Origin of the sequence: Streptomyces sp. NRRL WC-3618 (assembly GCF_001280005.1) — a bacterium.
Classification (GTDB): Bacteria; Actinomycetota; Actinomycetes; order Streptomycetales; family Streptomycetaceae; genus Streptomyces.
Genome location: NZ_LGDW01000060.1, coordinates 1 through 17,588, shown reverse-complemented (window position 1 = coordinate 17,588; position 17,588 = coordinate 1). Strand labels below are relative to the sequence as shown.

Genomic DNA, 17,588 nt, shown 5'->3' with positions numbered 1-17,588 from the left:
CCAGATCTGCACGTTCGCGCCGTCGGTCTGGCTGAAGCCCGACACGTCGAGACACTTGCCGGAAGCAACACCGCGCACGTCGCTGGTGGTGGCCGCCTGGGCCGGGGCGGCGACGAGCAGCGCCGCCAACGCGGCCAGGGCCGCGACCACGGCGGCGAACACCGCGGGTGGACGTCTGCGACTGAAAATACGTCTGCGCATCAGGACCTCATTATCCTTGAGCAAGCGACTCCGGTTCAGCCTGTCAAGGGCTGTCCGGGGGCGGTGTGGTGGGGCCCTCGCGTCCGATATGCCGAACAAGGGTCGAAGTGTCGAGCAATTGGATGATAAGGATCCAGTGATCGGCGTCAATACTTCTCGCGAAATTCACGGGACGAAACATTCGCAGACCGAAACCGGGCGGCTTCAAGTCCCGTGGTTGCACGGGACTTTGGCGTGAGGAGCGACTCTGGTGCGCAGTTCCTGAGGCGGGGCCGGTTGGTTGCGGCGTGATCGCGGGTGTGGTCGCTCCTCTGCCGTGCGGCCGTGGGAGTGATGCGCGTTGTCGTCACAGCTCAAGGGCCTGCCGCCGGTCCCGGAGCAGACCGTGAAGACGGCCCGTGCCGCCTTCCCCCCAAGGGAAGCCTGCCGATGCGGGTCCGCGACCATCTCGCCGGCGTCTTCGCCGATGACAGGACGGTTGGCGGAGGTGTACTCGTCCGCGGCGTCAAAGACGCCGGCGCAGCCCGGGGATTTCCTCAGGCTCGGGCGGGAAACGCCGACCCGTTCGATGTGAGGCTGTGGCGGGACGGTCGCTGAGGTGGCCTCGGTCGGTCAACCTGCTGTCGGGCTCTGCGGGTCCTGCGCTCGCGTGAACCTGTTGCTGCGTTCCACTTTCGCCACATGCAGTGTGTAGCTCTGGTACCACTCGGCTCGCCCGCGCTGTTGCGCCGCGCGGTGCTCGGCGTTGGTCCGCCACTGGGTGAGGGCGTCGGCGTCGCGGAAGTAGCTGACGGTGATGCCAAGCCCGCCGGGAGTCTGCGCGTGGTCCATCCCCAGGTACCCGGGGACGTCCTTCACCAGGTTTTCCAGGCGGGCGTCGGTCTCGCTGTAGTCGCTCTGGTCCTGGGTTCGCACCGTAGTGAAGACAGCCACGTAGTACGGGGGTTCATACGCGTCGACGGGCGCAACAGGCGCTTCCGAGTGATTGCTCATGGCACCACCGTGAGGCGGGAAGCGCCGCCGCGCGGACACCTCTATTTCGATCTTCATCCGCGGGTCGGCGAGACCGCACATGAGCATCGTGGCGGCTGGCTGAACGTCGCCGAAGGAGCGGCGCAGGACCGGCCAGCAGGGTTCGAAGTCCTCGCGGTCGGGCAGTAGGTAGCGCACGCGCACCACGTCGGCGAAAGTGCACTCCGCTTCGGCCAGGGCGGCCTCGATATTGCGCAGGCACTGCTCGGCCTGCTCCACCACGTCGTCGGAGATCGTCATGGTGGCGTAGTCGAACCCGGTCGTCCCGGACACATGCACCCAGTCGCCGTCGACCACAGCACGGGCGTAGCCGATCTGCCACTCAAAGGTCGAGCCGCTGAGGATCGCGCGTCGCTCTGTCATGTGGCGAACGCTAAATGACCACCACTGATACGTCTAATACGGTCCCATGCACGGTCTGATATCTCTAGGCGTATGGAGCGCCCCGAACTCCCCCTACCGCAACTGCACGCCTTCGTCGTGCTCGCCGAGGAACTCCACTTCGGCCACGCGGCCGCCCGCCTGGGCATCGCCCAGCCACCGCTGAGCCAGCAGATCCGCCGCCTGGAGGACAAGGTCGGCCACGCGCTGTTCACCCGCACCCCAGGGCGTGTCACCCTCACCCCAGCCGGCAGCGAACTGCTGCCCGCCGCCCGGCGGGCACTCACCGACCTCTCGGACGCCCTGGCCGCAGCCCGGGCCGTCGGCAGTGGCCGCGCCGGCCGCCTGCGGATCGGCTTCGCCGCCTCCCTCGCCCTGACGATCCTGCCCCGCCTGCTGCGCACCTTCCGTCACCAGTTTCCCGGAGTGCACCTGGACATCCACGAGATGACTACCGCTCCGCAGATCGCCGCCCTGCATGACAAGACCATCGACATCGGTCTACTACGCGAACCCCCCACCGACGAGACAGAGCTCGGCTTCAGGACGGTACTCAGCGAGCCTTTCATGGCCGTGCTGCCGTCCACTCATCATCTTGCGGCCCAACGGGTCGTACAGCTTGCACAGTTGGCGGACTCGCCCTTCGTGCTGTTTCCCCGCATGGTCGGCCCGGCACTGCACGACCAGATCATCCGCCTGTGCACCGCAGCAGGGTTCACACCGCAGGTGGTCCAGAACGCGGTGGAGTGGCACACCGTGTGCGCCCTCGTTGAAACCGGCCTGGGCGTCTCCCTGGCCCCGGCGAGCATCCGACGCATCCGCCTCAAAGGCGTCGCCTTCCGCGGGATCGAACCCAACACCGACCGCACACGAGTGGCCGTCGCCTGGCGCAAGAACGACCATAATCCCCTGGTTACACACCTGCTGGCGACCATCAGCCAAGATCCGCCGGACAGGGCCTAGGGCGAGTTTCGAAAGTCCCGTCTGCCCGGCGGCGTCTGGCACGCACTCCCCCAGAGGGGGGACCCCCAGCCGCATTGTCGGGATCGCCCCGATACAACCAGTATCGGGGCGACCCTCCGCCTTGCGATCGCACGCACCAGACGCCGCCGGGCCTGCCCTTCGGGCAGACGACGCTACTTCCGAAACACGCCCTAGCGTTCCGCGTCCTTGTGGCGGACCTGGCAGTCGGGGCCGGGGGACATCACTGCCTCGTGCCCGTCCGGGAAACGGACGCGGTACGGGGGAGTGCCCTCTTGGCCCATGACCTCGACGACTTCCGTGACCTGGTCGTGCTGGCCGACCACCCTGCCGTGCTGGACAAGCTGGTCGCCCACGGTTGCGTGCATCTGCGAGCCTCCTCTCAGCCGCGTGCCCGCTGGGTGACGGCGATACAGACGAGCACGGCCGCCGCCGTCAGCGGGGCGGCCGGTGTCAGCTGCTCGCCCAGCAGCAGGACCGACCACACCAGTGTGAGCAGCGGCTGCGCCAACTGCAACTGGCTGGCCTTCGGAATGCCGATCGCCGCCATGCCCCGGTACCAGACGACCAGGCCGAGGAACTGCGATCCCGCCGCCACCCACAGCAGTCCGAGCACGCTGTGGGCGGTGAGCTGTACGGGCTCCTGCGACAGCGCCAGTGCGGCGGCGGGCGCGGTGAGCGGCAGGCACAGCACCAGCGCCCAGCCGATCACCTGCCAGCCCGGCATGACCCGGGCCAGTCGGCCGCCCTCGGTGTAGCCGGCCGCGCACACCAGCAGGGCGCCGAAGAGGTAGGCGTCGGCGCTGGTCAGGGCGCCGCCGCTCTGCTGGACGGTGAAGGCGAGAACGGCCGCCGCGCCCGCCAGGGCCGCCGCCCAGAAGGTGCGCGAGGGGCGGGTGCCCATGCGCAGCGCCGAGAAGAGGGCCGTCGTCAGCGGCAGCAGGCCGACCACGACGGCGGCGTGCGCGGTGGTCGACGTCTGGAGGGCGAGGGTGGTGAGGAGCGGAAAGCCGACGACGACCCCGGCGGCGACGACCGCGAGCCCCGCCCAGTGACTGCGGGCGGGCGGCCGTACGCGCAGCGCCAGCAGGCAGCCGGCCGCGATGACCGCCGCCAGAACCGACCGCACGGCCACCAGCGACCACGGCCCGAAGCCCTCCAGCCCCCAGGCCGTGGCCGGGAAGGTGAGCGAGAAGGCGGTGACGCCGAGAGCGGCCTGAAGGGTCCCCGCGCGTCGGGACGGAGACTTCCCAGGAGGAGCCGCAGAGGCCCCCGGGGCCTGTGTGCTGCTGCTGACCGCTATCGTGGTCGGTGCGGTAGCGCTATCGTGTGCTCTCATGCAAGAGCGTAGCAGTGTCGGTGAACTGGCGGAGCGGCTGCGACAGGAGCTCAACCGCTACTCTCCTGGTGGAAAGCTGCCGTCGAGCCGCGTACTGGTGGAACGCTTCCGGGTGAGTCCGGTGACCGTCTCCCGGGCGCTCGCCCAACTGGCCGCCGACGGCCTGGTCGTGACCCGCCCGGGGGCCGGCGCGTACCGCGCCGAGGCCCGCCCCGTGTCCGGCCCCACCGGGGACACCTCCTGGCAGGAGCTCGCCCTGAGCGCGGACGGTGCCCTCGACCTCGTACCGCGCACGGTGGACGCCGCCGGTGTCGTCGTCTCGCTGGCCGCGCCGCCGCCCGGCGTGATCGAGTTCAACGGCGGCTATCTGCACCCCTCCCTCCAGCCCGAGCGGGCGATGGCGGCGGCCCTGGCGCGCGCCGGACGCCGTCCCGGGGCGTGGGGACGGCCGCCCCTGGACGGGCTGCCGGAGCTGCGCGAGTGGTTCGCGCGGGGCATCGGCGGCGCCGTCACGGCAGCCGAGGTGCTGATCACGGCGGGCGGCCAGGCGGCCCTGACGACAGCCCTGCGTGCCCTCGCCCCGCCCGGCGCTCCCGTACTGGTCGAGTCGCCCACCTACCCCGGCATGCTGGCGATCGCCCGCGCGGCCGGACTGCGACCGGTGCCGGTCCCGGTGGACGCGGACGGGGTACGCCCACCGCTGCTGGCCGACGCGTTCCGGGCGACCGGCGCCCGGGTGTTCGTCTGCCAGCCCCTCTTCCAGAACCCGACCGGGGCCGTACTCGCCCCCGAACGGCGCGCGGAGGTGCTCCGGATCACCCGCGAGGCCGGCGCCTTCGTGATCGAGGACGACTTCGTACGGCGGCTGGTCCATGAGGACGCGGCGCCGCTGCCCCGTCCGCTCGCCGCGGAGGACCCCGACGGTGTGGTCGTCCACGTCGGCTCGCTCACCAAGGCGACCTCGCCGAGCTTCCGGGTGAGCGCACTCGCGGCGCGGGGTCCGGTCCTGGAACGGCTGCGCGCCATTCAGATCGTCGACACCTTCTTCGTCCCGCGGCCGCTCCAGGAAGCGGCCCTGGAACTCGTCGGCTCACCGGCCTGGCCCCGTCATCTCCGTGCGGTGTCAGCGGAGTTGAGGACCCGCCGGGACGCCATGACGTCCGCGCTGCTGTCCGGCCTGCCCCAACTGTCCCTGCCGCACATCCCGTCGGGCGGCTACCACCTCTGGCTGCGCCTGCCCGACGGGACGGACGACGCCGCCCTCGTCGCGGCAGCCCTGCGCGCGGGCGTCGCGATCACGCCCGGCCGCCCCTACTTCAGCGCCGAACCCCCGGCCGCGCACGTGCGGTTGAGCTTCGCGGCGGTCGCTGGGGCGGGGGAGATCGGGGAGGGGGTACGGAGGCTGCGTACGGCCTGTGACGAGGTGTTCTGAGGACCTTGGAGCGCTCGGGGCGCACCGCATCAGAAGATCGGCGTCCGGCCGCTCGCCACCCCCGATCAGTGGATGGCGCTCTCCTTCGAGTGAAGCCCTCGTGGAGTCGGCGTAAAGCCTCTGTGACGGTCGGTGGGACGTCGGCGCGGACCCTCCATAACTCCTGAGTAACGCCACTTGACCTGCGCACTTTCCCGGCACACCATCGCCGCATGCAACTTCGGGTCACCTTCGTAGCCGCCGCGCGCAGCTCCCCGCTGCTCGCCGAGCGCTTCGACGACGACCGGCCGCTGGACCAGGCCGGCTGGGACGAGGTGCAGCGCGCCGCCCAGGAGCTGGGTCCGCTGGCGGCGGCCGAGCTGCGCTACTGCTCGCCGACGCCCCGCAGCCGGGCCACCGGGGACGCGCTCGGCTATGGGCCGCTCGTCCAGCTGGCCCTGCGCGACTGCGACATGGGCCGCTGGCGAGGGCTCACCCTCGGCGAGGCGATGGCCAGGGAGCCCGAGTCCGTGGACACCTGGCTCGCCGATCCGCGTGCCACGCCCCACGGCGGTGAGTCGCTGCTGGACTTCATCTCGCGCGTCGGCGGCTGGCTCGACACCCGGCCCCTCGACGACGGCGGCCGGATCGTCGCCGTCGCCGAGCCCTCGGTCATCCGGGCGGCCCTCGTCTACGCCCTGAAGGCGCCGCCCTCGGCCTACTGGAACCTCGACGTCCGCCCGTTGTCCACGACCGTCGTCACGGGCCGCGCGGGCCGCTGGAACCTTCGCTTCGAGGGTGGGTTCCCTCCGTCACCGCGCGGCTAGACCGTCGTACGGTCCGTCGTGCGGTCCGTCGTGCGGTCGGTGGTGCGGTCTGTCGTGCGGCGGGTGTGGTCGGTGGTGAGGACGAGGTCCTTGGCCTGGCGTTTCGTCGATCAGCCGGCGCTCCGGGTCAGGACCGGGCGAGGACGCAGAACTCGTGGCCCTCCGGGTCGCTCAGGCACGTCCACGGGACGTCGCCCTGGCCGACGTCCAGGTCCGTGGCGCCGAGGGCCCGCAGCCGGGCCACCTCCGCCGCCTTGTCGTCACCGGGGTCCGGCACCAGGTCGAGGTGGACGCGGTCGGGCACGGTTTTACCGTCGGGCTTGCGAAGGAACTCGAGATACGGGCCGACACCCCTGGCGTCGCGCAGCACCGCGTGATCGTCGGTCAGCTCGAGCAGAGCCCAGTCCACCGCCTCGTCCCAGAACCGAGCCATCGCGCGCGGATCCACGCAGTCGACCACCACTGCGGCGATCGGCCCGGTGTCCCGGTAGACCTCCCGGGGCTCCAGCACGCAGAACTCGTTGCCCTCCGGATCGGCGAGGACCGTCCACGGCACGTCACCCTGGCCGACGTCGGCGGTCGTCGCACCGAGAGCCTTCAGACGCGCGACGAGTTCCCTCTGGTGGGCCGCTGAGGTGGTGGCGAGATCGACGTGCACCCGGTTCTTCGTCGTCGTCTTGCGTTCCGGTACGGCGATGACGTCGACGCATACGCCGACCGGGTCCCGCCAGTCGAAGTCGGCGGGTTTGGCGGCGGTCGCACCGGGCTCCGGGCTGGAGACACTCCAGCCGAGCGCCTCCGCCCAGAACCGGCCGATCGCGCAGTCGTCGAGGGCCTTCATGTTCACGAGCACGGGGCGCAGTGTCATGCCGACGATCTTAGGCACCCGCTCTGCGACGACCTCGGCGCTCGGCCGACCGTGACCGAGGGTCTCTACTGTGACCGACGATTCCAGTTCGCGGATCATGATGGCGGACGTTCTGCTCGGGTGCGGTGCGGTGCGGTGCGGTGCGGTGCGGTGCGCGCGCGATGCGGGTTCAAGGCAGTTCAAGGGGTCCCCGAAGCGGTCGTCGCGATGCCGCCGTCCACCGGGATGATGGTGCCCGTGAGGTAGGACCCAGCCCGGCTGGCGACAGCCGGGTATCCCCTTTGTACTCCGCGATCACGCCCGCAAACCAAGATCCGCGGTCACATCGACCGACACCGCATATTGATCCACCATATTGCATAAACGTGCATCGAAACGTATAGTCATGCCATCAAGGAGGAGGGTTCCATGGCGGTACGTGTGGCGGTGGCCGGAGCGAGTGGGTATGCGGGCGGGGAACTGCTGCGTCTGCTCCTCGTCCACCCCGAGGTCGAGATCGGCGCCCTGACCGGCAACTCCAACGCCGGGCAGCGGCTCGGCGCGCTGCAGCCGCACCTGCTGCCGCTGGCCGGCCGGCTGCTCCAGGAGACCACGCCCGACGTGCTCGCCGGGCACGACGTCGTGTTCCTCGCGCTGCCGCACGGGCAGTCCGCCGCCGTCGCCGAGCAGCTCGGCCCGGATGTCCTCGTCGTCGACATGGGCGCCGACTTCCGGCTCCACGACGCGGCCGACTGGGAGCGGTTCTACGGCTCCGCGCACGCCGGGACCTGGCCCTACGGCCTCCCCGAGCTGCCGGGTGCCCGCGCCGCGCTGGAGGGGTCCAAGCGCGTCGCGGTGCCCGGTTGCTACCCGACCGCCGTGTCCCTCGCCCTCTACCCGGCGTACGCCGCCGGGCTCGCCGAGACCGAGGCCGTGATCGTCGCCGCCTCCGGGACCTCGGGGGCCGGCAAGGCGGCCAAGACGCACCTGCTGGGCAGCGAGGTCATGGGGTCCATGTCGCCGTACGGCGTCGGCGGCGGTCACCGGCACACGCCCGAGATCGTCCAGAACCTCAGCGGCGCGGCCGGTGAGCCCGTCGCCGTGTCCTTCACCCCCACCCTCGCCCCCATGTCCCGCGGCATCCTCGCCACCTGCACCGCCGCCGCCAAGCCGGGCGTCACCGCCGAGTCCGTGCGCGCCGCCTACGAGAAGGCGTACGCCGACGAACCGTTCGTGCACCTCCTCCCGGAGGGGCAGTGGCCCGCCACGGCGTCCGTCTACGGTTCCAACGCCGTTCAGGTGCAGGTCGCGTACGACGAGTCCGTGCGCCGCATCATCGCGATCAGCGCCATCGACAACCTGACCAAGGGCACCGCGGGCGGTGCCGTCCAGAGCATGAACATCGCCCTCGGACTCGACGAGACCACCGGGCTTTCCACGATCGGAGTCGCACCGTGAGTGTCACGGCAGCACAGGGGTTCACGGCGGCCGGCATCGCCGCCGGGATCAAGGAGAACGGCAACCCGGACCTGGCCCTCGTGGTCAACAACGGACCCCGCCTCGCCGCCGCCGGCGTCTTCACCTCCAACCGCGTCAAGGCCGCGCCGGTGCTCTGGTCCGAGCAGGTGCTGAAGGGCGGGATCGTTTCCGCCGTCGTCCTCAACTCCGGTGGCGCCAACGCCTGTACGGGCCCCAAGGGCTTCCAGGACACCCACGCCACCGCCGAGAAGGTCGCCGACACCCTCGGTCTGAACGCCTCAGAAGTCGCGGTCGCCTCCACCGGACTCATCGGGCTGCTCCTGCCGATGGACAAGCTGCTGGCGGGAGTCGAGACCGTCGCCGGTCAACTCTCCGAGCACGGCGGTGAGAAGGCCGCCATCGCCATCAAGACCACCGACACCGTCCACAAGACCGCCGTCGTCAGCAGCAAGGACGGCTGGACCGTGGGCGGCATGGCCAAGGGCGCGGGCATGCTCGCCCCCGGCCTCGCCACCATGCTCGTCGTCCTCACGACGGATGCGGATGTCGACAGCGAGGGCCTGGACGACGCGCTCCGCGCCGCCACCCGCACCACCTTCGACCGCGTCGACTCCGACGGCTGCATGTCCACCAACGACACCGTGCTGCTGCTCGCCTCCGGCGCCTCCCAAGTCACCCCGCGGCAGGCCGAGTTCGCGGAGGCCGTACGGGCGGTCTGTGACGACCTCGGGCAGCAGCTGATCCGGGACGCCGAGGGCGCCAGCAAGGACATCAAGGTCGAGGTCGTGAACGCGGCCAGCGAGGACGACGCCGTCGAGGTGGGCCGCTCCATCGCCCGCAACAACCTCCTCAAGTGCGCCATCCACGGGGAGGACCCCAACTGGGGCCGCGTCCTGTCCGCCATCGGCACGACACGGGCCGCTTTCGAGCCGGACCGGCTGAACGTCGCCATCAACGGCGTCTGGGTCTGCAAGAACGGCGGCGTCGGCGAGGACCGCGACAAGGTCGACATGCGCTACCGGGAGGTCCACATCGTCGCCGACCTCGCCGCAGGCACCGACACCGCCACCATCTGGACCAACGACCTCACCGCGGACTACGTCCACGAGAACAGCGCGTACTCGTCATGAGCACTACCCGCAAGCACACCGCGCTGCCCAAGGCCCGGATCCTCATCGAAGCGCTGCCCTGGCTGACCCGCCACAACGGCAAGGTCGTTGTCATCAAGTTCGGCGGAAACGCCATGGTGAACGACGAGTTGAAGAGCGCCTTCGCCCAGGACGTCGTCTTCCTGCGCCAGGCCGGACTCAAGCCCGTCGTCGTGCACGGCGGCGGCCCGCAGATCAGCGCCGCCCTCGACAAGCACGGCATCGTCAGCGAGTTCAAGGCGGGCCTGAGGGTCACCACCGAGGACGCCATGGACGTCGTACGCATGGTGCTGGCCGGGCAGGTCCAGCGTGAGCTGGTCGGGCTGCTCAACCAACACGGGCCGCTCGCCGTCGGGTTGACCGGCGAGGACGCGCACACCATCACCGCCACCAAGCACCAGCCCGAGATCGACGGGGAGTTGGTCGACATCGGACGGGTGGGCGAGATCACCGCGATCGACACGGGTGCGATCGAGGCTCTGCTCGCCGACGGCCGTATCCCGGTCGTCTCGTCGATCGCCCGGAGCCAGGACGACGGACATGTCTACAACGTCAATGCTGATACGGCGGCTGCGGCACTCGCTGCGGCACTGGGCGCCGAAACCCTCATGGTCCTCACGGACGTCGAGGGCCTCTACGAGGACTGGCCCGACTCCGACGAGGTGATCAGCCGCCTCACCGCTTCCCAACTGGAGAAGCTGCTCCCGGAGTTGAGCTCCGGCATGGTGCCGAAGATGGAGGGCTGCCTGCACGCCGTACGCAACGGCGTGAACACCGCCCGTGTCATCGACGGCCGCGTCCAGCACTCGATCCTGCTGGAGATCTTCACGGACGAGGGCATCGGCACGATGGTCGTGCCCGATGCGGAGGAAGAGGGGGAAGACGCATGAACGCCGGCCATGAGCTGGACGCCCGTCAGGAACTGAGCGCCAATCAGGAACTGACCACGCGCTGGCAGGGCGCGCTCATGAACAACTACGGCACCCCCCGGCTGCCCCTCGTCCGCGGCGCCGGCAGCACGGTGTGGGACGCCGACGGCAAGGCGTACGTCGACTTCGTGGGCGGCATCGCCGTGAACGCGCTCGGCCACGCCCACCCGGCGATCGTCGAGGCGGTCTCCACCCAGATCGCCTCCCTCGGCCATGTCTCCAACCTCTTCGTCGCCGAGCCGCCCGTCGCGCTCGCCGAACGGCTGCTCCAGCGCTTCGGCCGGGACGGCAAGGTCTTCTTCTGCAACTCGGGCGCCGAGGCCAACGAGGGCGCCTTCAAGATCGGCCGGCTGACCGGACGCCCGCACATGGTGTCCACCGAGGGCGGCTTCCACGGCCGGACCATGGGCGCCCTCGCGCTCACCGGCCAGCCCGGAAAGCGGGAGCCCTTCGTACCGCTGCCCGGTGACGTCACGTACGTCCCGTACGGCGACGCGCAGGCACTCGCCGCCGCCGTCACCGACAAGACCGCCCTCGTCATCATCGAGCCGGTCCAGGGCGAGAACGGCGTCGTCGTCCCGCCCGTCGGCTATCTGAAGGCCGTGCGCGCGATCACCGCCGCCACCGGCGCCCTACTCGTCCTCGACGAGGTGCAGACGGGCGTCGGCCGGACCGGGCACTGGTTCGAGTACCAGGCCCACGAAGGCGTCCTGCCCGACGTCGTCACCCTCGCGAAGGGCCTCGGCGGCGGACTCCCCCTCGGTGCGACCGTCGCCTTCGGCCGCGCCGCCGACCTGCTCCAACCCGGCCAGCACGGTACGACGTTCGGCGGCAACCCGGTCGCCTGCGCCGCCGGACTCGCCGTACTCGACACCATCGAGAACGAGGGGTTGCTGGAGAACGTCAAGCGGCAGAGCGAGAAGTTGCGGGACGGAATCGAGGGTCTCGGCCACCCGTTGATCGATTATGTCCGGGGCGCGGGACTTCTCCTGGGTATCGTGCTCAACGAGCCCCTCGCGCCCCAGGTGCAGCAGGCGGCTCAGGACGCCGGGTTCCTGGTGAACGCGCCCGCTCCCGATGTCGTACGGCTGATGCCGCCGCTGAACATCGGTGATGCCGAAGTGGACGCGTTTCTCCAGGCACTTCCCGGAGTCCTCGACGCGGTTGACGGGAAGGACTGACCGGGGAATGAGACGACGACGATGACGCAGGCGCAGGATCACGAGCACGCGGGGCCTGCCGTACCGCAGACCCGCACCGCACGCCACCGCCGGATCGTGGACATCCTCAACCGGCAACCGGTGCGGTCGCAGAGTCAGTTGGCGAAGCTGCTCGCGGACGACGGGCTGACCGTCACGCAGGCGACGCTGTCCAGGGACCTGGACGAACTGAACGCGGTGAAGATCCGTAACACCGACGGCGATCTCATCTACGCGGTGCCGAGCGAGGGCGGGTTCCGTACGCCTCGCGCTCCGCTGGGGGAGTCGGCGAAGGAGGAGCGGATGCGGCGGCTGTCCGCGGAGTTGCTGATCTCCGCGGAGGCTTCGGCGAATCTCGTGGTCCTGCGGACCCCTCCGGGGGCGGCGCAGTTTCTGGCGTCGGCGATCGATCAGGCCGAGCTGCACGACATTCTCGGGACGATCGCCGGGGACGACACGTTGATGCTGATCAGCCGGGATCCTGTGGGGGGACAGGCGTTGGCCGATCATTTGTTGGGGTTGGCTCAGAAGAATCACTGAGGGGCCATTGACGGTTGAGTTTCGGGTGCGGGTCCGCTGTGGCTTGTCGCGCAGTTCCCCGCGCCCCTGAAAACCGGCGCAGTTCCCGGCGCCCCTGAAAACCGTCGCGCAGTTCCCCGCGCCCCTGAAAAACCTCAGCCCAGCCTTCTCGCCAGCCCCCCGGTGCACCTGACCTCGTCTCCCGCCGTGATCAGCAGTGCCTCCACGTCCGGCAGGGACTCCAGCCAGCGCAGCGCCTGCCGCGACCCCATCGCGAAAGCCGCCGTCGCCCAGGCGTCCGCCCAGGTCAGTTCGGGGGCGACCACCGTCACCGCCACCAGGTCCGTCACCGCGGACTTGCCGGTGCGGGGGTCGACGATGTGGGTGCCGCGTTCCGCTGTGCCGGAGGTGGCCACCGCCAGTTGGTCGGTGCCCGCCGCCGAGACCACGGCCGCCAGGCCGCCGGGGCGCAACGGGTCCGACACGCCGACCCGCCAAGGGCGCCCGGGGCCCGGCGCACCGCACAGCTGGACGTCTCCGCCGCCGTTCACGCTGACCCCGCTCACCCCGGCCGCCGTCAGTGTTCTGGCCGCGCGTTCGGCGGCCCACCCCTTGACCAGGCCGGTCGGATCGATCTGCCCCTGGTACGTGTGGCTGAACCACCCCTCGCTGACCCGCTCCGCCTCGGCGCACAGGTCGAGTACCTCGGCGACCTCCGGGTCGCAGTCGGCGACGGAGATCTCCCCGCGGGCGAGCCGGGAGATCTGACTGTTCGCCTGATACGTGCTGAACACCTCGTTGACCTTGTGCAGTCCGGCGATCGCTGCTGCCAGCGCCGACCCGACCGCACGGGGTTCCCCGCCGCGGACGTCAAAGGAGAAGACGGTCCCCATGACCTCCTCCGCATGGCGTACCGCGACGGGAGCTTCGGCGGGATCAACCACCGGCCTGGTCCAGGGCCGACTGGAGGGACTTCTTGTAGCCGGCGCTGGTGTAACTGGCGCCGGAGACCGCGTCGATGTCGCCATCGCCCACTGTCACCGCTTCCTGGTTGAGCTTGGGGATCGCGTCACCGGAGACCTGGTCGCTGCGGCCACCCTTGGGCGCCTGGACTGCCGACGCCGAGGTGATCCTGCCCTTGGTCAGCGTGACCCGGACCTGCACCGGGCCGTACTCCGTCTGGACCACGGCTCCGGTGTACGTGCCGCCCCCGTCGGAGGTCGCCCCGCCCGCCGCCGCACCGCTGCCCGCGGCACCCGAGCCTGCTGCTGAACCGGCTGCCGGATCGGCAGCACCCGCACCCGAACCGGCGCCCGCCGCAGCGCCCGTACCCGCGCCCTTCCCCTTGTCCGCTTCCGCGGCCGGAACCTTGTCCAGGGCCGACTGCAGCGACTTCTTGTAGCCCGCGCTGGTGTAACTGGCACCCGAGATCGCGTCGATGTTCGCGCTGCCGGCGGCGACCGCTTCCTTGTTGAGCTTGGGAACCGCGTCGCCGGAGATCTGGTCGCTGCGGCCACCCTTGGGCTGCTGTACCGCCTCAGCCTTGGTGATCTTGCCGCCGCTGACGGTGACGCGGACCTGGACCGGCCCGTACTGGGTGTCGACCGCGTCGCCGGTGACCGTGGCGGCCTGGGCCCCACCGCCGCCGCCCGTGGCGCCCGGACCCGCGCCGGCCTTGTCCAGGGCGGACTGGAGCGACTTGCCGTAGCCCGCGCTGGTGTAACTGGCGCCGGAGATCGCGTCGATGCCCTCGGTGCCGGACGCGATCGCTTCCTTGTTGAGCTTGGGGATCGCGTCGCCGGAGATCTGGTCGCTGCGGCCCCCCTTGGGCGCCTGGAGCGCGTCGGCTTTGGTGATCTTGCCGCCGCTGACCGTGACGCGGACCTGGACCGGGCCGTACTGCGTCTGGATGGTGTCGCCGGTGAAGGTGCCGTCCTTGACGGACGCGCCGCCCTGGGCCGATTCCTGCGCCGGTGCCGTCTGCTGCGGCAGAGCGCCGGCCGCCTGCGCGGACCCGGGGTCCGACGACGGCTTCAGCGTCAGCAGCAGCACGATTCCGGAGACTGTGGCGGCGCTCGCCAGCATGACCCGCCGAAAGGGGTGACTCTTCTTCATCGCTCCTGGCTCCCGTCGCTCACATCTCGAACGACTCGTGGTGGATACGGCGCGCCGGAACACCCGCGCCGCGCAGTGCCTCGTACACACCCTGGGCGAAGCCGGGTGGCCCGCACAGGAAGACGTCGTGGTCGTCGATGTCCGGCAGCTTCCGGCGCAGCGAATCCGCCGAGATGTCCGGGCGCTCCCCGTCGGGGCTGTTCACCGCGTACATGAGCCGGGCGCCGCGCTCGTTGGCGATGGTCGACAGTTCGTCCCACAGGGCCAGGTCCTGGGTGCTGTTGGCCCGGTAGAGAAGGGTCAGGTCGCCCGCCGCGCCGGGCAGTGTCTCGAACAGGGCCCGCATCGGGGTGATGCCGACGCCGCCGGCCACCAGCAGGACCTTGCCCTGGCTGCGCTTGGAGGCGGTCAGGGCGCCGTACGGGCCCTCGGCCCACACGCGGGTGCCGGGCTCCAGTTCGCGCAGGGCCGAGCTGTGGTCGCCGATGGCCTTCACGGTGATGCGCAGCATGTTGGGGCGGGGGGCCGCCGACAGCGAGTACGGGTGCGAGCTGAACCGCATACCGGGGGCCAGGAAGCGCCAGCGGAAGAACTGGCCCGCCTCCGCGCCCATCCGGTGCAGCTTCCGGCCGCTCATCAGCACGGACACGATGCCCGGCGTCTCCTCGATGACCGCCTCGACGCGCAGCCGGTGGCGCAGGTTCAGCCGGACCGGCGTGACGATGCGGTACCAGAGGACCAGCGCGGTCACCGAGCCGTACAGCGCGTACCAGGCGGTCTTCGCGGCCGGCTCCACGACGAACTCGTTGCCCGCGGACAGCTGGTGCCAGAACGTCAGGAACGTGGCCGCGTACGTCAGCAGGTGTACGTGGTACCAGAGGTCGTACGGGATCATCCGCCGGACCGGGCCGATGGAGCTGAGGCCGATGACCACCAGCAGACCCGTGCCGATCGCCGCCTTGCCCATGTCGGGCAGCTGGTTCACCGAGTCGATCGTCTGCTGGACGATGTCGGCGAACGTCTTCCCGGCCTGGAGGGCGTATCCGTACATGATCAGGACGACGTGCGCCACGACCAGGGAGAGCGTGTACCGGCCGCTCATCGCGTGCCAGCGCGCCACCCGGTCCGACCCGACCCGGCGCTCCAGCGCGGGCACCCGGGCCATCTGGAGCACCACCAGCGCCATCAGGTAGCCGGCGAGCAGACCGGTGATCCGGCCCGCCGCGATGACCTGGGCGGTGGTGTCGGCGAGGGAGGGGGTGTTGTTCCACCACAGCCAGATCACTCCGGCCGCGCCGGCTCCTACGGCGACCAGGAGCGGGACGGCGGGGGAGCGGCGGGGGCGGATCCGGCGCATCGTCTGGCGCCGCGCGGCACGTCCGCCTGCGATCGTGGTGGTCACGGTTCCTCCGTGGGACGGGGTCGAGAGGCTTGGCCCCTTGGCCCTCAGGTACGTGCCACGGCCGCCATGTGTTCAGTGACCCGATAAGTCCACAGTTAAGTTGAGGTAACGGCCGGTAACTCCCACGCGGCGAGGTCAGTAGCGCACGACGGCCGTGGCCCCGCTCTCCGTGCCGATCGCGATGTGCGGCCGGCGGCCCGGATCGGCCCACGTCAGGATCGCCCGCATCGCCTCCGCCGACACGGACACACAACCTGCCGTCGCTCCCCGCCCGTTGACGTGCAGGAAGATCCCCGCGCCGCGCTCGCGAACCGGCCTGGCGTAGTTGAAACCGATGACGTACGCGTGCGCGTACTGCCGCGGGTACGAGATCAGGCGCTCGGATTCGGCGGCCCGGCAGTCGGCGGGGCGGGGCTCGGTCCAGCGGTTGTAGGAACGCGAGCCGTTGTCCTGGCACCACCAGGAGTTCTGCCGCACCGGCCGGTACACGGCCTTGGTACCGCTGGGCGCCTTCCTGATGCCGAAGGCGTAGGGGAGGTCGTACAGCCCGGTGGGAGTGGTGTTCGTGCTCTGTCTGCGGGAGGCGCCCTCGACGAGCCCGTTCGCGCCGAAGCGGGCGGGCGCGGAGCCGGCCTTCGTCCACGTACCGTCGCGCAGGTTCCACCAGGTGACCGTGCCCGAGGTCGCCTCGGCGCGCGGCGCCTGAGCGGTGATCAGCTGGGAGCCGCCGCCGGTGTCGGCCATCCGGACGGGAAGGGGCGGCGCGGCCGTGGGAGGGGCACCGGGGGCGAGGACGAGAAGGGACGCGGACGCGAGGACGACGGCGGCTCCGGGGCGCATGGCTCAGACGGTACTGGGCGGGAGCGGCAACGGCAGCCCGGGAAGTCCGTCCAGGCTGGTCGCGATGTGGTCCTTCTTCTCGAAGTAGGCGCTGAGCGAGGCGTCGTCCTCCCGCGCGAAGCGCCTGCCGTGCAGGTCACGCTCACTGTCGTACGACATGAGGGGGACCGCGTAGCCGCAGCTGTCCCGGATGAGTTCGGCCCGTACGACGATGATCGCGCGCAGGCCGTGCGCGGTGGCGTCGATGTCCGGGAAGCGGGCCAGGAGTTCGGGAAAGCGCGGGTCGTCACGGAAGACGGGCTCGCCGCGGCCGTGCACCCGGACGATGTTCGGCGGCCCCTCGAAGGCACACCACATGAGGGTGATCCGACCGTTCTCGCGCAGATGGGCGACGGTCTCGGCGGTGCTGCCCGCGAAGTCGAGATAGGCGACGGACCGCTCGTCGAGGATCACGAAGGACCCCTTGAGGCCCTTGGGCGAGAGGTTGACCGTGCCGTCGCCGGACAGCGGGGCGGTCGCGGTGAAGAAGAGGGGCTGCGCCTCGATGAACGTACGCAGGCGGCCGTCGATGCGCTCGTAAGTCTTTCCCATGAACGCCATTGTGAGGGAAAGTCGTTCGCCTGTCTAAATGCTTTGTCGGTCTGCAACCGCTGTACGAGCGCACAGGGACGAACGCTACGAACGCACAGAGACCGCGGCCGCCCCGGCCGCTGCTTGCGGCGGGGCGACCACGGTCCCTGTCACGTCACTTGGTGAACGAGCAGGCGGCCAGCGAGTCGAGACCGGCCGGCTTGGCGGCGGTGCGGCCGATGGCGGTGGCGATGCGGTTGATGGTCGAGACGCGCTTGTCCTTGAGCGGGCCGACGATCGCGTTCTGGACGAAGTTGGCGCCACCCTGGCCGACGGTGTCGACGAGGCGCTTGTTGGCCTCGGCGATC

Annotated in this window: 17 protein-coding genes and 3 pseudogenes; 8 read left to right on the top strand and 12 right to left on the bottom strand. The window is 70.4% G+C overall.

Annotation, left to right across the window (positions count from 1 at the left end):
• A pseudogene (locus ADL01_RS43540) lies at positions 1-201 on the bottom strand (RICIN domain-containing protein); the annotation flags it as partial.
• Positions 202-813: 612 nt separating this feature from the next.
• Positions 814-1,596: a Rid family hydrolase gene (locus tag ADL01_RS47470; protein WP_053741318.1), complete on the bottom strand. Its 783-nt coding sequence runs from the start codon at positions 1,594-1,596 to the stop codon at positions 814-816.
• A gap of 72 nt (positions 1,597-1,668) precedes the next feature.
• On the opposite strand from ADL01_RS47470, the gene ADL01_RS08620 reads away from it, so the two are divergent.
• The gene (locus ADL01_RS08620; protein WP_053741317.1) at positions 1,669-2,577 is read left to right on the top strand and encodes a LysR family transcriptional regulator; all 909 of its coding nucleotides are present in this window, start codon (positions 1,669-1,671) and stop codon (positions 2,575-2,577) included.
• Between the two features lie 191 nt (positions 2,578-2,768).
• Here the strand turns inward: ADL01_RS08620 and ADL01_RS08615 are convergent, their stop codons facing one another.
• Positions 2,769-2,963, bottom strand: a complete 195-nt coding sequence (locus tag ADL01_RS08615; RefSeq protein WP_053741316.1) for a DUF1918 domain-containing protein — start codon at positions 2,961-2,963, stop codon at positions 2,769-2,771.
• A 14-nt stretch (positions 2,964-2,977) separates the two neighbouring features.
• Positions 2,978-3,934, bottom strand: a complete 957-nt coding sequence (locus ADL01_RS08610) for a DMT family transporter (protein WP_053741315.1) — start codon at positions 3,932-3,934, stop codon at positions 2,978-2,980.
• Between ADL01_RS08610 and ADL01_RS08605 the strand changes: the two genes are divergently transcribed.
• Both ADL01_RS08605 and ADL01_RS08600 read left to right on the top strand, forming a co-directional pair.
• Positions 3,933-5,366 carry a PLP-dependent aminotransferase family protein gene (locus ADL01_RS08605; RefSeq protein WP_053741314.1) on the top strand — a complete coding sequence of 478 codons (1,434 nt, stop codon included), beginning with the start codon at positions 3,933-3,935 and terminating at the stop codon, positions 5,364-5,366. The two genes, ADL01_RS08610 and ADL01_RS08605, sit on opposite strands and share 2 nt — an antisense overlap.
• Positions 5,367-5,578: 212 nt before the next feature.
• Positions 5,579-6,172 (top strand): histidine phosphatase family protein, encoded by a 594-nt coding sequence (locus ADL01_RS08600; protein WP_053741313.1) that lies wholly within the window; start codon positions 5,579-5,581, stop codon positions 6,170-6,172.
• Between the two features lie 127 nt (positions 6,173-6,299).
• Here ADL01_RS08600 and ADL01_RS08595 read toward each other — a convergent pair whose 3' ends face one another.
• On the bottom strand, positions 6,300-7,040 hold the full coding sequence (locus ADL01_RS08595) for a VOC family protein (RefSeq protein WP_053741320.1): 741 nt from the start codon (positions 7,038-7,040) through the stop codon (positions 6,300-6,302).
• A gap of 179 nt (positions 7,041-7,219) precedes the next feature.
• Positions 7,220-7,306 (bottom strand): annotated as a pseudogene (locus ADL01_RS47465) (3-oxoacyl-ACP reductase); the annotation flags it as partial.
• Positions 7,307-7,448: 142 nt separating this feature from the next.
• On the opposite strand from ADL01_RS47465, the gene argC reads away from it, so the two are divergent.
• The 5 genes from argC to ADL01_RS08570 are packed head-to-tail and all read left to right on the top strand — an operon-like array spanning position 7,449 to position 12,314.
• On the top strand, positions 7,449-8,477 hold the full coding sequence (gene argC / locus ADL01_RS08590; RefSeq protein WP_053741312.1) for an N-acetyl-gamma-glutamyl-phosphate reductase: 1,029 nt from the start codon (positions 7,449-7,451) through the stop codon (positions 8,475-8,477).
• Positions 8,474-9,628: a bifunctional glutamate N-acetyltransferase/amino-acid acetyltransferase ArgJ gene (gene argJ, locus ADL01_RS08585; protein ID WP_053741311.1), complete on the top strand. Its 1,155-nt coding sequence runs from the start codon at positions 8,474-8,476 to the stop codon at positions 9,626-9,628. Before argC ends, argJ begins: the two co-directional genes overlap by 4 nt.
• A complete protein-coding gene (argB, locus tag ADL01_RS08580) occupies positions 9,625-10,536 on the top strand; it encodes an acetylglutamate kinase (RefSeq protein WP_053741310.1) in 912 nt (303 codons plus the stop codon). The genes argJ and argB overlap by 4 nt, the downstream gene beginning before the upstream one ends.
• Positions 10,533-11,756, top strand: coding sequence for an acetylornithine transaminase (locus tag ADL01_RS08575; RefSeq protein WP_053741309.1), 1,224 nt, complete (start codon positions 10,533-10,535; stop codon positions 11,754-11,756). Before argB ends, ADL01_RS08575 begins: the two co-directional genes overlap by 4 nt.
• Before the next feature lie 21 nt (positions 11,757-11,777).
• Positions 11,778-12,314, top strand: coding sequence for an arginine repressor (locus tag ADL01_RS08570; protein WP_053741308.1), 537 nt, complete (start codon positions 11,778-11,780; stop codon positions 12,312-12,314).
• Between the two features lie 134 nt (positions 12,315-12,448).
• Here ADL01_RS08570 and ADL01_RS08565 read toward each other — a convergent pair whose 3' ends face one another.
• The 6 genes and pseudogenes from ADL01_RS08565 to ADL01_RS08540 form a co-directional block, all read right to left on the bottom strand.
• Positions 12,449-13,186: an FAD:protein FMN transferase gene (locus tag ADL01_RS08565; RefSeq protein WP_053741307.1), complete on the bottom strand. Its 738-nt coding sequence runs from the start codon at positions 13,184-13,186 to the stop codon at positions 12,449-12,451.
• Positions 13,187-13,229: 43 nt separating this feature from the next.
• The gene (locus ADL01_RS08560; protein ID WP_053741306.1) at positions 13,230-14,408 is read right to left on the bottom strand and encodes an FMN-binding protein; all 1,179 of its coding nucleotides are present in this window, start codon (positions 14,406-14,408) and stop codon (positions 13,230-13,232) included.
• Between the two features lie 19 nt (positions 14,409-14,427).
• Positions 14,428-15,810, bottom strand: a complete 1,383-nt coding sequence (locus ADL01_RS08555) for a ferric reductase-like transmembrane domain-containing protein (protein WP_053741305.1) — start codon at positions 15,808-15,810, stop codon at positions 14,428-14,430.
• 135 nt (positions 15,811-15,945) lie between these two features.
• The gene (locus tag ADL01_RS08550) at positions 15,946-16,650 is read right to left on the bottom strand and encodes a L,D-transpeptidase family protein (protein ID WP_053741304.1); all 705 of its coding nucleotides are present in this window, start codon (positions 16,648-16,650) and stop codon (positions 15,946-15,948) included.
• A 3-nt stretch (positions 16,651-16,653) separates the two neighbouring features.
• Positions 16,654-17,241, bottom strand: a complete 588-nt coding sequence (locus ADL01_RS08545; RefSeq protein WP_053741319.1) for a pyridoxamine 5'-phosphate oxidase family protein — start codon at positions 17,239-17,241, stop codon at positions 16,654-16,656.
• A 154-nt stretch (positions 17,242-17,395) separates the two neighbouring features.
• Positions 17,396-17,588: pseudogene (locus tag ADL01_RS08540) on the bottom strand (hypothetical protein); the annotation flags it as partial.